Source organism: Megasphaera stantonii, assembly GCF_025567065.1.
Lineage (GTDB): Bacteria > Bacillota > Negativicutes > Veillonellales > Megasphaeraceae > Megasphaera > Megasphaera stantonii.
The window spans coordinates 48,799-63,311 of the sequence record NZ_JAOQKD010000005.1; the positions used below are offsets into that span (position 1 = coordinate 48,799).

The 14,513-nt window shown below is 55.2% G+C and carries 15 protein-coding genes; 6 read left to right on the forward strand and 9 right to left on the reverse strand.

The annotated features are described in order from the left end of the window. Positions 1–291: 291 nt before the first annotated feature. The gene (locus tag OCV58_RS04545) at positions 292–1,629 is read right to left on the reverse strand and encodes an acetyl-CoA hydrolase/transferase family protein (protein WP_154877084.1); all 1,338 of its coding nucleotides are present in this window, start codon (positions 1,627–1,629) and stop codon (positions 292–294) included. Positions 1,630–1,922: 293 nt separating this feature from the next. Between OCV58_RS04545 and OCV58_RS04550 the strand changes: the two genes are divergently transcribed. The 3 genes from OCV58_RS04550 (at position 1,923) to OCV58_RS04560 (ending at position 3,691) form a co-directional block, all read left to right on the forward strand. Then, positions 1,923–2,237 carry an ArsR/SmtB family transcription factor gene (locus OCV58_RS04550; RefSeq protein ID WP_087478423.1) on the forward strand — a complete coding sequence of 105 codons (315 nt, stop codon included), beginning with the start codon at positions 1,923–1,925 and terminating at the stop codon, positions 2,235–2,237. 90 nt (positions 2,238–2,327) lie between these two features. After that, positions 2,328–3,341, forward strand: a complete 1,014-nt coding sequence (locus OCV58_RS04555) for a permease (protein WP_154877085.1) — start codon at positions 2,328–2,330, stop codon at positions 3,339–3,341. 2 nt (positions 3,342–3,343) lie between these two features. After that, entirely contained in the window at positions 3,344–3,691 is a 348-nt protein-coding gene (locus tag OCV58_RS04560; RefSeq protein ID WP_087478425.1) for a thioredoxin family protein, read from the forward strand. 213 nt (positions 3,692–3,904) lie between these two features. Here the strand turns inward: OCV58_RS04560 and OCV58_RS04565 are convergent, their stop codons facing one another. From OCV58_RS04565 to OCV58_RS04595, 7 genes are all read right to left on the reverse strand, one after another. Further along, positions 3,905–4,837 carry an AEC family transporter gene (locus tag OCV58_RS04565; protein WP_154877086.1) on the reverse strand — a complete coding sequence of 311 codons (933 nt, stop codon included), beginning with the start codon at positions 4,835–4,837 and terminating at the stop codon, positions 3,905–3,907. Between the two features lie 124 nt (positions 4,838–4,961). After that, positions 4,962–5,393: an OmpH/Skp family outer membrane protein gene (locus OCV58_RS04570; protein ID WP_087478427.1), complete on the reverse strand. Its 432-nt coding sequence runs from the start codon at positions 5,391–5,393 to the stop codon at positions 4,962–4,964. 118 nt (positions 5,394–5,511) lie between these two features. Then, positions 5,512–5,907, reverse strand: a complete 396-nt coding sequence (locus tag OCV58_RS04575) for a GerW family sporulation protein (RefSeq protein WP_095629022.1) — start codon at positions 5,905–5,907, stop codon at positions 5,512–5,514. After that, positions 5,864–6,619: a hypothetical protein gene (locus OCV58_RS04580; RefSeq protein WP_154877087.1), complete on the reverse strand. Its 756-nt coding sequence runs from the start codon at positions 6,617–6,619 to the stop codon at positions 5,864–5,866. Before OCV58_RS04580 ends, OCV58_RS04575 begins: the two co-directional genes overlap by 44 nt. Before the next feature lie 80 nt (positions 6,620–6,699). Beyond that, positions 6,700–7,806, reverse strand: coding sequence for an NADH:flavin oxidoreductase (locus tag OCV58_RS04585; protein ID WP_154877088.1), 1,107 nt, complete (start codon positions 7,804–7,806; stop codon positions 6,700–6,702). Positions 7,807–8,024: 218 nt separating this feature from the next. Further along, positions 8,025–8,690: an HD domain-containing protein gene (locus OCV58_RS04590; RefSeq protein ID WP_095629025.1), complete on the reverse strand. Its 666-nt coding sequence runs from the start codon at positions 8,688–8,690 to the stop codon at positions 8,025–8,027. A 69-nt stretch (positions 8,691–8,759) separates the two neighbouring features. Beyond that, on the reverse strand, positions 8,760–10,124 hold the full coding sequence (locus OCV58_RS04595) for a PhoH family protein (protein WP_154877089.1): 1,365 nt from the start codon (positions 10,122–10,124) through the stop codon (positions 8,760–8,762). A gap of 238 nt (positions 10,125–10,362) precedes the next feature. On the opposite strand from OCV58_RS04595, the gene OCV58_RS04600 reads away from it, so the two are divergent. Both OCV58_RS04600 and OCV58_RS04605 read left to right on the forward strand, forming a co-directional pair. Further along, the gene (locus tag OCV58_RS04600) at positions 10,363–11,646 is read left to right on the forward strand and encodes an adenylosuccinate synthase (RefSeq protein WP_087478433.1); all 1,284 of its coding nucleotides are present in this window, start codon (positions 10,363–10,365) and stop codon (positions 11,644–11,646) included. Positions 11,647–11,756: 110 nt separating this feature from the next. Next, positions 11,757–12,038, forward strand: a complete 282-nt coding sequence (locus tag OCV58_RS04605) for a maltose acetyltransferase domain-containing protein (protein WP_154877090.1) — start codon at positions 11,757–11,759, stop codon at positions 12,036–12,038. 193 nt (positions 12,039–12,231) lie between these two features. Here the strand turns inward: OCV58_RS04605 and OCV58_RS04610 are convergent, their stop codons facing one another. Beyond that, positions 12,232–12,888: a hypothetical protein gene (locus OCV58_RS04610; RefSeq protein WP_267312788.1), complete on the reverse strand. Its 657-nt coding sequence runs from the start codon at positions 12,886–12,888 to the stop codon at positions 12,232–12,234. Positions 12,889–13,080: 192 nt separating this feature from the next. Between OCV58_RS04610 and OCV58_RS04615 the strand changes: the two genes are divergently transcribed. Beyond that, positions 13,081–14,424, forward strand: a complete 1,344-nt coding sequence (locus OCV58_RS04615) for an ATP-binding protein (RefSeq protein WP_154877092.1) — start codon at positions 13,081–13,083, stop codon at positions 14,422–14,424. The last annotated feature ends 89 nt before the right edge of the window (positions 14,425–14,513 follow it).

The following is a 14,513-nucleotide window of genomic DNA, read 5'->3' on the forward strand; positions in this document are numbered from 1 at the left end:
CTGTCTGCGGCGCGGCAAACCTTCTTACTGACGCCTGTTGCGGCGTCTCTGCTGGTTTCTCTATATTTAATTTCCATGTACACGTTCGGTTTCTTATAAGTAAATAATATATGGATTATGCGAAATTGTCAATAATGGGTCATTTTAGAATGGACATTAGTTCTATATTTCATGGATTTGCCATGCAAATAGAGGCGGTACCCGAACTGTACGATATCAAAACTGCAAGAAAGCCCTGCACCGTCTCGTCCGTGCAGGGCTTTGTTCATGGAGTATATGGAATTGCGCGGCCTACCGCTTGTTGCTCCGCCGCCAGATGCGCTGCTTTTCTGCGGCCTTGATCAGGGCGTCGCGGAAATCGGGATGGGCGATGCTGATAAGGGCCTCGGCCCGCTGCCACGTCGCCAGGCCCGACAGGTTGACGGCGCCGTATTCCGTCGCCACGTAAGGCGTCTGGGTCCGCGGCGTCGTGATGATGTCGCCGTCCGTAAATTTCGGCAGGATGTTGGAGCGGCCGACGCCGTAGGCGTCGAAGTACATGGAGGGCATGGCCAGGAAGGCCTTGCCGTGGGAGGCCATGTAGGTGCCCGTCACGAAGTCCAGCTGACCGCCGGTGCCGCTGATCTGCCGCGTCCCGACCGATTCGGCGCAGACCTGGCCGTACAAGTCGACGGCAATGCAGCTGTTGATGGAGATGAAGTCGTCGAGCTGGCGAATCGTCTCGGCAGCGTTGACGTAGTACATGGGCGCCGACAAAATCCCCTGATTATAATGGAGGAACTCGTACAGCTCCTTCGAGCCCAGGCAGACGGAAAACACGCCCTTTCCCCGCTGGAGGGGCTTCTTTTTATTAGTAATTTTTCCCGACTGATAGAGCTTTAAATAGCCGTCGCTCATGATTTCGGCATGCATGCCTAAGTCTTTCAGATCCGATTCGGCGATGAGCTCGCCTAAGGCGTTGGGCATGCCGCCAATGCCCAGCTGCAGGGTCATGCCGTCGTGGAGATAGGGAAAAATCTGGGCGGCGATTTTCTTATCCAATTCGCTGGCCGGCCGTCCCGGTGCGGCGCTGATGGGCTCGTCGCTTTCGACGACATAGTCTACGTCGGATATGTGGATGTGGTCGTTGGCTACGCCGTACACGACGGGCATGTCCGGATTGACCTCCAGGACGATGTGCTTCGCCGCGTCGAGGACCTCCTGCTGGCAGCAGTTCGTCAGGCCAAAGGAGAAATTTCCCTGCCGGTCCATAGGCGCTACGGTAATCATGGCCACGTCGACGGGGGCGAATCCCCGTTCGTAGTAGGAGCCGCAGTTGCGGAACAGCATGGGCTGATGATAGGCTCGTCCCTGGTCCAGGTACTTCCTGTCGATGGCCGAGCAGTGCCATACGTTGTAGGTAAAGGTCTCATTATCTGGGTCCTGCTCCAGCACCTGTACGGGCCGGCAGGTCACGCTGCCCCGGACCTTGACGTCTTTGAGCTCGTCCCGCCGTCCGGCCAGGGCCTTGTCCAGGGCCGCCGGAAAGGAGCAGCAATGGCTGTAGTCTACCCAGTCGCCGTCTTTGACAATCTGCACGGCCTGCTCCGGACTGCGGAGCTTGGCCTGATACTCGCGGTATACGTCCATAGTATCACCTCGTATATAGCCAATTTTTAGGAAAACAGTTCACGTCGGTATGTATGTGTTTATTATATACGAATTAACATAAAAAGTCATGGCAAAAGAGCCTTCTGCGGAGCTGAAATACCGTCCTGCCCGTGAAACCTCCTATGGGAAGCTGACAGCACGGCGTGAGAGCTGAGGGCGAAAATCCCTTGTGCGGCTGAACCGATACGGGCAAGGACTATCGATGGTATTGACAAGCTGCGGCATAAAGCCTATACTAATCACATCAAAATAATTTGATGTGAGGTAACGCTATGAAAACGGAATACCAAGAACAAGCGAAAGTCTTTAAGGCACTATGTGATCCTAAGCGCCTGGCTATTCTGGAGCAGCTGCGGGGCGGCGAAAAATGCGCCTGCGTGCTGCAGGAGCCGTTGGATTTGACCCAGTCGGGCTTATCGTACCATATGAAGATCCTTTGCGATTCCGGCATCGTAGTCAGCCGGCAGGAAGGAAAATGGACGCACTACCGGTTGAGCTCTTCCGGCAGAGACCGGGCCGTGCAATTACTGAAAAAGCTCACGACGCCTACTATTGAACAAGAAACGCCCGTTCCTCCGTGCAGATAGAAAAGACATCGGACTCTGGACGGCGTTTCTTTTAACCCAACACATCAAAAAATATTGATGTATTATGGAAATAGAAAGGAAGCGGTTGACATGCATATCTGGGAATTTATTCAATATCAGCTGCTCGGCATGAAATGGCTTGAGCACCTGGTCGGGACGGGGCTATCGTCGCTCGGCCTGGACCTGAACGGACGTATAGGAGGCAGTATCCATTTTTTTGTATATGACGCATTGAAAATCACGCTGTTGCTTTGCCTGTTGATTTTTATGATTTCGTACGTTCAAAGCTACTTTCCGCCAGAACGGAGCAAACGCATTTTAAGTCGTTTTCATGGATTTTCAGCCCATATCCTTTCGGCCCTGCTGGGAACCGTCACTCCCTTTTGCTCCTGCTCGTCGATTCCCTTGTTTATCGGCTTTACAAGGGCAGGACTGCCGCTGGGCGTCACATTTTCCTTTTTAATTTCCTCTCCCATGGTCGATTTAGGAAGCTTGGTGCTGCTCATGAGTATTTTCGGCGCCCAGGTAGCCATTATCTATGTGTCCCTCGGTCTTGTCATTGCCGTCACCGGCGGCGCTATTATCGGACAGCTGGGTATGGAAAAACATGTAGAACCTTTTGTCCGCGCAGCGGACAGCGCCGATATAGATGAGCCGGTTCCGACAAGGCGAGAACGTCTGACGTACGCAAAGGAGCAAACGCTGGACACGTTCAAAAAGGTCTTTCCGTATATTCTGGCAGGCGTCGGCATCGGCGCAGTCATTCACAACTGGATTCCTGAAAGCTGGATAGAAACAGCTCTTGGCAGGGACAACCCCTTTGGCGTTCTTGCGGCAACGATTGTGGGCATTCCTATGTATGCCGATATTTTCGGGACCATCCCTGTAGCGGAGGCCTTATTTGCCAAAGGCGCGCAGCTTGGAACGGTCCTGTCCTTCATGATGGCCGTTACGACCTTATCCCTGCCTTCACTCATTATGCTCCGCAAGGCCGTTAAGCCGGCGCTGTTGGCCCTGTTTATCGGCGTTTGCGCAGCCGGTATTATCCTCGTCGGCTGCGTATTTAACGCATTTCAATATATGTTGATAAAAGGAGTGTGGTAAGTATGAATTTATTTAATAAGAAAAAAGAAACCTCAAAAAACGACGGTAGCGAAGCCAGCTGCTTGCCGAAAATCGGAGGGCAAGGCACCGGCGGATCTGTCCGAATCAAAATATTAGGCTCGGGCTGCGCTAAGTGCCATGCACTGGAAAAATCTGTCCGCGCCGCTTTGGAAGAACTGCACCTGGAGGCGGCAATCGACGACGTGACGGATTTTTCACAAATTGCCGCCTACGGCGTCATGACTACTCCTGCCCTCGTCGTAGACAACGTCGTCGTATCGTATGGGAAGGTATTAAAAACAGAAGAAGCCAAAGGGCTTATTGCGGCGGCCCGAAAAAAATCGGAATAACATTTAAAGGCAGCGTGTCATGGATTTCTGGCAGGCTGCCTTTTATCTCTATAAAGTATAGTTTCCCCATATGCAAACCAGCAGGGAGTCAATCCCTGCCGGTTTGCTGTTTTTTACCTTCTTATCTTGTCAGTAAAGCGTTTTTAGCTGTCAGCGTGCGCGGATGACACGAAGCCGTACATAAATCTGTACTTCGTCTAAAGGAAGGGCCTATTACAATACGTTGAACATCAAGTAGGACACGATGGTCATCGTTCCCAGGCAGGCTACCGTCGTTAGGAGGACCATGCTCAGGGCGTAGTCGCCGTGGTTGCGGTTGGACTGGGCAAACATGGCCACGGCGGCCATCGTCGGCAGGGCCGCGATGAGCGTCGCCGCCTGCACCATTTCCAAATCATCGCACAGGCTGCGGGCGATGAGGAAGAAGCCGATGGGAAAGAGCAGCATCTTCGTCGCGATGCCCACGTACAGGTCCTTCGTCCGGGCTCCGACACTCCAGTCCGTATAGTAGATGAGGCCGCCCAGGTAGAGGAGCGACAAAGGCGTCGCCGCCCGGCCGACGGTCAGCAGGGACGTTTCCAGCACGGCCGGCAGGCCGACGCCGGCCAGGATCAGGGCGATGGCCAGCAATATGGCGCACAGGGCGGGATTTAAGAATTTTTTCAGGGAAAGGGCCGTCGTTTTCTCTCCCGGCGTCGTGAGGTACATGCCGTAGGTCCACAAGACGAGCTGGTCGATAATGCTGAACAAGGCGATGTACAGGCCGCCCCGTTCGGGGAAGGCTGCCGACAATAAGGGGATGCCGAGAAAGCCTACGTTGCCGTAAATCATCGTGGCCTGGTAAATGCGGCTGCGGTTGCCCCGGTGGCCCAGGAGACGAGCTACGACGGCCTGCAGGACGATGAGGCCGCCGTATATGCCGGCCGACAGCAGGATCATGGCGTAGCAGTCGAACAGGATCTGCCGCGTCGTGCCGTTCATGGCGTTGGCGAAGATGAGGATAGGCAGCAGGATGCCGATGATGACCTTGGACAACACGTCCAGCGAGGGCTGGGACAAGATTCCCCGGCGGGCGGCGATATAGCCGCAGACCATCATGACGAAGAATTGAAACAGCTGATTGGAAATGATATAAAATAAATCCATACGTACACGCACCTTTTGTTTAGAATAGAAGCTGACGAGCTAGTATTGCAGGTCTATGCCCTTGCCCCTTGGCAGATAAAAAAATACTCCCTGAACGGGAGTATTTGCAAGGGACTGGGTTCCCTTATTTTTTCAGGATATTGACGACTTCCTGCGTTTCGTCTGTCGCATTTTCGAAGCCGGCGATGATGGAGCCCTGAACGACGATGGCGTCTAAGCCCTTGTTCTTGCGGACCTGGTCGACGGCCTGTACGACGTCTTTTTCCATGGGAACGACCAGTTTATTTTCCAATTCGGCGATGTTCTGGTTCAGCTGTCTTGCCAGATCGCGTTTTTCCTGGTCCGTCTTCATGTTGGCGGCTTTTTTCGTAAATTCTGCGTCGGCTTTTTTGATGGCTTCCTGCATCTGAGCGCTGACTTTCGGATAATCTTTATGAGAAGAAATCAAGGTATCGAAGTTGACGTAACCGACGCCGGCCGCAAAGGCGGACGTAGCGGCTACTACGCTCATCATACCGATTACTGCGAGAGAAGCTATCTGCTTTTTCAATTTCATTCTAACAATCCTCCTGCGTTGAATAGATTTAACTTTATTTCGTTTTTTTATTATATCAGACTCATTGAAAAACTACAACGGGCCCCGTAAAACTGAGACAATTTTGTAACCTTGGAAATTACTTTTCTTTGTCTGCTGCCGGTGCTTCCTCGTCTTCGTCTTTGATGTAAATATATTTATCCTTTTTCATCTTGTCGATGATTTCCGGAGCCATGGCGATGAGCTTTTCAAAGGCCGAGGCCTGATAGCCGTCCTTTTTGATGGAAAACATTTCCACCCTGTCGCCCTTGATGACCAATACGGCCGCCGGTTCCAGCTTCGCGCCTCCGCCTCCGCCGGCGCGGCTGCCCTGACCGTCTGTCGAGCCGGAGCCGAAGCCGAAGGTGACGTCGACGAAGGGAATGATCGTCGCGCCGCCGATTTGGACGGCCTGTCCTACGACGGTTTCTACCTTGATCATTTCCCTGAAATTATTGAAGATCGTTTCCAGATTGTTTTTTATCGTGTTGTCCATGATGCTCTCCCCTTTTCGATGCATGCCAGCCGGCGATGAGACGGCGAACGGGACGGGACGCTATAAAGAGCGCCGAATACCACAGCAGCGCCGCCGGATACAGGGTCCCGCTGCCGCGTATCGTGCTGTCGTACCGTTCTTCCAGGTAGTCGAAGCGCAGGCCGCCGATAGCGTCCGGGACGACGGCGTACAGCGCGCCGGCCAGGAGGCCCGTTTCGTGAGGCTGTCCCAGGCCGATGACGCCGCGGATGTCCAGCGAGCGGACCCGCGAATGATGCAGGATGCGTCCCAGCCAGCAGAAGAAGGCTGTGGCGAAGTCCCTGTTGAAGACCAGGGGCTTCCAGTGAAAGCCTGCCGCCTTCGGCGCCTTGCCGTCGCCTTCCCGTTTCAGCGATTCATAGGTGACGGCGCTGTCCGTCTCTGTCTGCTGCCGGACGGCCTCGGCGGCCTGGTCAGCTCCTTTTTCCGCTGTATCTTCCGATAGGTCCGGTGGCGGTCCGGCCTGCCGCTTCCAGCCTATGTATACCGACGAAACGGGCCGCTGGCCCCAGGTATAATCCCAGGTGCCGGCTAGGGCCCGTCCGAACCAGCCGGCCCGGACGCAGAGGCGGAACGGCCGGCCCGTGCGGATACTGACATGATAGGTAAAGGGTATGAACAGCACGGCCGCCGCGCATAATACGGCGGCTGCCGTTATGACGACGATGCCCATACGCGCTGCCCTCCCTTTCAGGCGGAATTTCCCGCCTGTACATAGTATTCGAGGCTAAGGGGGCAAAATCCTTTTATCGGTCAGGCCTTTTCTTGTTTATTGAAAATGCAGTCCACGTCTTCGGCGCCGAAGCAGCGGGAGCAGGAAATGCACGTCGAAGGCTCCGTGCTGCCTTCCCGCCACAGCTTGGGCAGGTCGGGCTGGCGCAGGAGGGGCCGGGACAGGGAGACGAAGGCGATGTCCGTATTTGCCAGGCAGCTTTCGATTTCGCCGACCTGGCGGAAGCCGCCGATGACGCCGACGTCGGTCCGGCCCTTTAATTTCGCCGCAGCCTTTTCAGCGTAAGGGACGAAATACATGGGCTCCTTCGTGCGGCGGATAGCCCGGATGGGGCCCTTGCGCGGCAGGGACGACATGTTGCCGCCGCTCACTTCGATGGCGCTGACCTTGGCGTCGGCCAGCCATTCCATGACCTGCAGGCTTTCGTCGAAGGTCATGCCCCCTTCTTTCATGAAGTCTTCGCTGTTGATCTTTACCCATACGGGGTATTCCGGGCCGACGTGTTTGCGGATCGAGGCGATGCATTCCAGGAGGAAGCGGGCCCGGTTTTCCAGGCTGCCGCCGTATTCGTCGTCGCGGCGGTTGAAATAGGGCGATAAGAACTTGCTGGCCAAATAGCCGTGGGCGCTGTGGAACTGCACGCCGTCGAAGCCGGCTTCCTTGGCCCGCAGGGCGGCGCGGCCGGCGTCTTCTGTGAGGCGGGCGATTTCGTCCGTCGTCAGGGCGTGGGATTCCTGTTCGATTTTGCCTAATTTCTCCGTGACGCCGCTGGGGCTGACGATGATGCGCCCTTCCCCTTCGGGCATCATGATGGACGAGCCCATGACGACGATCTGGGCGACGATCTTGCCGCCGTGGCCGTGGACGCGCCGTACCATGTCCGCCAGCGGGGCGACGCAGCTGTCGTCGTCGATGCGGATTTGGCGGTGCTGCCGCGGTTCCAGCGTGCTGACGGCCATCATTCCCGTAATCATGACGCCGACGCCGCCGTCGGCGAGGCGTTCGTACATCTGAGCTAATTTATCCGTAGGGTATCCCTGGGCGTCGGCCATTCCTTCAAAGGTAGCCGAGCGGACGATGGGACACGCCGCGTCAATACCGCCGATACGGCATCTATCAAATAACATGGGCAATCTCTCCTTGGTAATCAAAAAAGGTTTTAAGTTTTATTCATCATTATAAACTAAATCTCCGCAAAAATCTAATCTTTTTCTATGTGTGAATAATATGTATTGCGAATTGTCATGATGAATTGAGGCGATGTGACTACCTTGGAGGGGATTGGATGGGATAAAGGCGTGAAAAAGCCTCCGGCATAGAGGGTCGGAGGCGGCGTATGGTCAGGTCAGCAGATCTTGTTGCCGTTGGCCGTCATCTTAAAGCGCAGGCCCAGCCGTTCGGCGGCGCGCTTGCACATGAGCATGCGCTGGAGGAAGATTTCGAAGTAATCCATCATGGAGCAGATCGTCTCGTCCAGCTCGATTTCCAGGGTGACGACCTTTTTGGCGGCGTCGATTTTCAGCTTGGACGACAGGGCGGCGTAGTTTACCTGGTCGTGCTTGTCGAAGGTTTCCCGGACCTGATTGCGGACGCGGTTGCGGCGCACGTCGGTCTTGTCGGCCAGGATCAGGGCCGCCGATACGGGGTCTACAGCCGTGCCGCTGCCCTCGTCGTGCTGGCCGATGGCCGTGATGATGACGGCGATGTCCTCAGGCGGCGCGCCCCAGTGGCGGAGGAACTGGAAGGCCATGAGGGCTCCCGTGTGGGCGTGGTCGACGCGGTTGATGCAGTTGCCCAGGTCGTGCATGTAGCCGGCGATGCGGGCCAGCTCGACGGTGTGCTCGTCGTAGCCGAGCTTTTTCAGGATTTTGCCGGCCGTGACGGCGACCTTGGCGGCGTGGCGGCGCGAATGCTCCGTGTAGCCCAGGACGCCGAGCACTTCGTTGCCCTGTTCGAGGTAGATGTTCAGTTCTTTGGCGTTCATTACGTTTTCATAGGTGAATTTTTTCATAGTCGTGCTGTGCAGGGAAGGCCTTGGCTCCGCCTGTGCGGCGCGCCTTCCCTTATCCTTTCCTTATATTTACAGGCGCTGAACGGCGTCTAAGGCCAGTTCGGAGCGCTCGCATTCGTCGGCCGTCATGGTGATCTGAAAGCACAGGGGGCTGCCCTTCATCTTTTCCGAGGCGTAGCTCAGGCCGTTGGTCCGCTCGTCCAAAAAGGGCTTGTCGATCTGGTTCGGGTCGCCCAGCAGGATGATCTTCGTCCCCTTGCCGGCCCGGGTGATGATGCTCTTGGCCTGGTTGGGCGTCATGTTCTGGGCCTCGTCGATGATGAGGTAGGTCTTGACGAAGGAGCGGCCGCGGATGAAATTGAGGGCCTCCGTCTGGATGACGTGGCGGTCGAAGAGCTCGTCGATTTTGTCCTTCAGCTCCAATTCGTTTTCATAGCGCTCTTCCTCGCTGGCGTCGATGAGCTGCTCCAGGTTGTCGATGATGGGCCGCATGAGGGGTGATATTTTTTCCTGCTCGTCGCCGGGCAGAAAGCCGATGTCCGAGTCGAACTGGGCGTTGGGACGGCAGACGAGGATGCGCCGGTATTCGCCTGTCGGGCGGTTGACGATTTTCTCCAGCCCTACGGCCAGGGCGTAGAAGGTCTTGGCCGTGCCGGCCTGGCCCTTGACGATGACCAGGGGCGCTTCGTCGGCCGGCTTCATGAGGGCTTCCTGGAGGAAATACTGGCCCGAGTTGCGGGGCTTGACGCCGTAGGGCTGGCTCTTTTTGTATTCCAGGGGGACGATCTTTTTGCCCTTGACCCGGCCTAAGTGGGTTTTGCGCAGGGACTGGTCGGCCTTTAAGATGACGAACTGGTTTTCCGTCAGGTCCGGGCGGCTCGTGTTCCCTTCGTCGTCGGACAGGTAGACGTCCTTCGTCGGGACGCCCTTCTTTTTGAAATCCTTGAACTTGTCTTCCGGCACGTAGCACTGGAGGCGGCCCGTGTACTGGTCCTCCTCGGGGATGACCTGCTCGGTGCTGAAATCTTCGGCTTCGATGCCGAGGATCTGGGCCTTCAGGCGCAGGACGAGATCCTTGGTGACGAGGATAGGCCCTTCTTCCTTCAGGCCTTGGCAGACCTTGAGGATGCGGTTGTCCGCCTTGTCGTCGGGCAAGGCCGCCGGCAGCTCGACATCGGAGCAGTTGGCCTCGACGCGCAGCGTCCCTCCTGTGGGCAAGGCCACGCCGCCCAGCAGGTCGCCCTGGAGGCGCAGCTTTTCCAAAAAGCGGATAGCCCGCCGGGCGTTGGCTCCCCGCTCGCCGTCGGCCTTTTTCAAGCCGTCCAGCTCTTCCAGGACGACCAGCGGAAGGACGAGGCGGTTCTCTTCAAAGCATTGAAGGGCGTACGGCGCCTGGATGAGTACGTTCGTGTCGATTACGTATGTTTTTGCCATGAAAATCCCTGCCTTTATTCTGTTTTACTGCAATTTTTTCCATGTATACCCTATCATAGCAAGGTATTTTCGGGGTTTTCTACCGCAATACTGTAAAAACTATGCAAAAAATGGAAGCCATGCCAAATTCTCCCGGCCTTTTGTATATATTTTTCGCAAGAGAATAGGAATTCAGCCGGTTTTCGTGTATAATATAAGTGTTTGTTAATTTGAAAGTTAGTGAAGGGATGTTGAATATATGGCTACAGCAATGGTAATAGGCACCCAGTGGGGTGATGAAGGTAAAGGTAAAATCGTAGATTATTTGGCGCAGAAAGCGGACGTTGTCATCCGTTCCCAAGGCGGCAACAACGCAGGCCATACGGTCGTCGTCGACGATAAATCCTTTGCGCTCCGTCTTTTGCCGTCGGGCATCTTGTTTGCCGATAAGACCTGCATCATCGGCAGCGGCGTCGTCGTCAATCCGGCCGTCCTCCTGGAAGAAATCGAAGGCATGACGTCCAAGGGCGTGCAGATCAGCAAGCTGGAAATCTCCACGCGGGCCCACGTCATCATGCCTTACCATATCCGCATCGATGAAGAAGACGAAAAGCTCAAGGGCGACGCCAAGATCGGCACGACGAAAAACGGCATCGGTCCCTGCTATGCAGATAAAGTAAACCGCGTCGGCATCCGCATCGGCGACTTGATGGACGAAAAGGTCTTCGCCGAAAAGCTGCGCGTCAACTTGGAATTGAAGAACCGCTTATTTGAGAAATACTACGGCTGCGAAGGCTTCGATTACGATACGATGCTCAAGGAATATTTGGGCTACGCCGACCAGATCCGCCAGTACGTCAAGGATACGAACTACTCGGCCAACCTGTACGTCAAGGAAGGCAAGAAGGTCCTCTTTGAAGGAGCCCAGGCGGCCATGCTCGACCTCGACCACGGCACGTATCCCTTCGTCACCAGCTCCAACCCGACGGCCGGCGGCGCCTGCACCGGTTCCGGCGTCGGCCCCCGCCGCATGGAAAACATCGTCGGCGTCGTCAAAGCCTACACGACCCGCGTCGGCGCAGGCCCCTTCCCGGCGGAACAGAACAACGAAATCGGCGAATACCTCCGCAACACGGGCCATGAATTCGGCACCGTTACGGGCCGTCCCCGCCGCTGCGGCTGGCTCGATACGGCTGTCGTCAAATACGCGGCTATGCTGAACAGCCTCGACTACCTGGCTATCACCCGTCTGGATATCCTCGACGACCTCGACACGATCAAGATCTGCACGGGCTACAAATACCAGGGCGAGCTGCTCAAAGAATACCCGGCCAGCCTTGACGTATTGGAACAGGTCGAACCGGTATACGAAGAAATGCCCGGCTGGAAATGCCACATTTCGGACTGCAAGACCTATGAAGAACTGCCCGAAGCGGCCCGCAAGTACGTGGAACGCATCAGCGAACTGACGGAAGTCCCCCTGGGCATCGTCTCCGTCGGCCCGAACCGCAGCCAGACCATCATCTTGCACGACATCTTCTAAGAGATTTTTGGATTTTCACCATAACAATACAACATGAGGAAAAGAGCCGGCCTATCTGGGGCCGGCCTTTTCCGTATACCGGCGCAGGTTTTTGGAAAGGCGGCGATACGATGCAGTATGATACGACGGATTTTGTAGAAACAAACGGCGAGGCGACGATGAAGCTGATTGCCCGCACGCGCAGGCTGACGAGGGAATACTATATGACGGACCATGAAGACGCGGAACGGAGACGGGCTATCCTGGAGGAGCTGCTGGGCGAAATCGGTAAAAATGTAGAAATCGACACGCCCTTTTACTGCGACTATGGGAAGAATATCCATATCGGCAGCGACGTCATCATCAACATGAACTGCACCTTCGTAGACAATAAGCCTATACGGATTGGATGAGGCACGCCCTTCTGCTCCCAACGCCGAGACGACAGCGGCTATAGAGAACGTACAGCAGGGAAAGAATCTAAGGCGGACTATCGGTTCTGCTGCCGAGCTCATGGAGGATTTGAAACGGTAAGGCAAAACGCCGCCGCGCGACTTTTTCATCGCGCGGCGGCGTTTGACGTCTTATATAGTATTGATTTACAGCTTAGCAGCTGCCGCAGCATCCCGACATGGAGCAGCTCGAGCAGGAGCCGCCGCAGCCTTCTTCCGTCGGGACGAGGCCGAACAGGGCCGTCAAGGTTTTGCGGGGGCTGAGCATGCCGCCGGCCGTGACGGCCAGGCCGATTTGCCCGCCTCCGGCGGCGTTGGCCAGGTCCATCTGCTGGCCGATGGGCCAGTCGGCTGTGCCGGGGCTGACGCGCCAGAGGATTTTATATCCCTTGGGTTCGCAGATTTCGTTGATGTGATGGGTCAGCTGGTCCAGGAGCTGTCCCGTGGCGACGGCTGCCGCCGAGTCGAGGACGATGCCGCCGGCGACGTCCTGGTTGAGGAAGCGCTTGTCGATTTCTTCTTCTACAGCCGGGCCGATGGTGACGGCGGCCATGAGAAGGATGCGCGCCTGTTCCAAATACGGGACGATTTGCTCGCTTTTCAGCTTAAAGGGGGCGCTGCAGAGGATATGATGGGACGCGGCGTCGTAGTATCCCTGCTGGAAGACGGCCTTCGGCGCGGCTAAATGCAGGACGGTTGTGCAGGCTTCGCTGACGACGGCGTCGTCTGCGTCCCCTTGTCCCCGCTGGGCGGCGTATTCTCTGACTTGTTCCATATTGATGGAGGGTATGGTACCTTCGTATACTGGCATGATGGTTCCCTTTCTTTCGTGTAGTGTAGTCGTCTTCTGAACGATGTGTGACGATGGTCTTATTATACCATAAAAATTTGAGGCTACTGATAATTTTGTGATGGGCCTTGTCATTTTCATGGCCAGTAATATACAATAAAAATGTGATATAATAACACTAAATACCGTATAAAAGTGTGATGAGGTGGGCCTATGGAACGATTGATATTGAATACACTGCTGAAATGGAAGAATTCCCCCTATCGCAAGCCGTTGATTTTGAAAGGCGTGCGCCAGGTCGGCAAGACCTGGATTCTGAAGGAATTCGGAAAACGCTGTTATGAAAACACGGCGTATTTCAACTTTGATGAACATGAAGAATATAAGCAGTTTTTTGAAACGACAAAGGATGTAGACCGGATTTTGCAGAATCTGATGCTGGCAAGCGGCCAAAAGATCGTGCCGGAACAAACCCTGATCATTTTTGACGAGGTGCAGGACTGCCCCAAGGTCATGAACTCCATGAAGTATTTCTGTGAAAATGCGCCGCAGTATCACGTGGCCTGCGCCGGCTCCCTCTTGGGCATCGCTTTGGCAAAGCCCTCTTCGTTCCCCGTAGGCAAGGTCAACTTCATGCAGATTGACCCCATGACCTTTACGGAGTTCCTGCTGGCCAATGGGGATGAAAACCTGGCAGCATATCTGGAAACAGTGAATACCCTAGAGCCCATTCCCGACGCCTTTTTTAATCCTTTATACGAAAAGCTGAAAATGTATTATGTGACCGGCGGCATGCCCGAACCTGTCAAGATGTGGACTGAGGCGCGGGATGTGGAGGCCATGCAGGAGGCGTTGTCCGATATTCTGGGGGCCTATGAGCGAGACTTTGCCAAGCACCCCAACGTCAGCGAGTTTCCCAAGATTTCGATGATCTGGAAATCGATTCCGTCCCAGCTGGCGAGGGAAAATAAAAAGTTTCTTTATAAAGTAGTCAAAGAAGGGGCAAGAGCCCGCGAATATGAGGACGCCCTGCAGTGGCTGGTCGATGCCCGCCTGGTGCATAAGATTTACCGCAGCACCGCGCCGGGCCTGCCCGTGTCTGCTTACGATGATCTTTCAGCGTTTAAGATTTACCTGGCAGACGTGGGGCTGCTCCGCCGGCTGGCTCAGCTGGCGCCGACGGCCTTTGGCGAGGGAAATCGCTTGTTTACCGAGTTCAAGGGAGCGCTGACGGAGAACTTCGTACTGCAGACCTTGCTTACGCAATTTGAAGTCGTTCCGCGGTACTGGAGCCAGAACAATCCGCCTTACGAAGTAGATTTCTTAGTTCAGCGGGAGAACGACATATTTCCAATCGAAGTCAAATCCGAGGCAAACACAGCCAGCAAGAGCTTGAAGAAATTCAAGGAATTGTTCCCAAAGCAGGTGAAGCTCCGCGTCCGGTTTTCGCTGGATAATTTGAAGCTGGACGACGATATGCTGAACATTCCCCTGTTTATGGCTGACCAAACGGACCGGCTGATTGGGTTGGCGCTGGAACAACGGAACCATACGTAAATCATTCTGCAACTTTACGTTATCATACCTCGCTGACCACTGGCTACGAGACATTGACTATGCTATACTATAATATAGACTTTAAAATG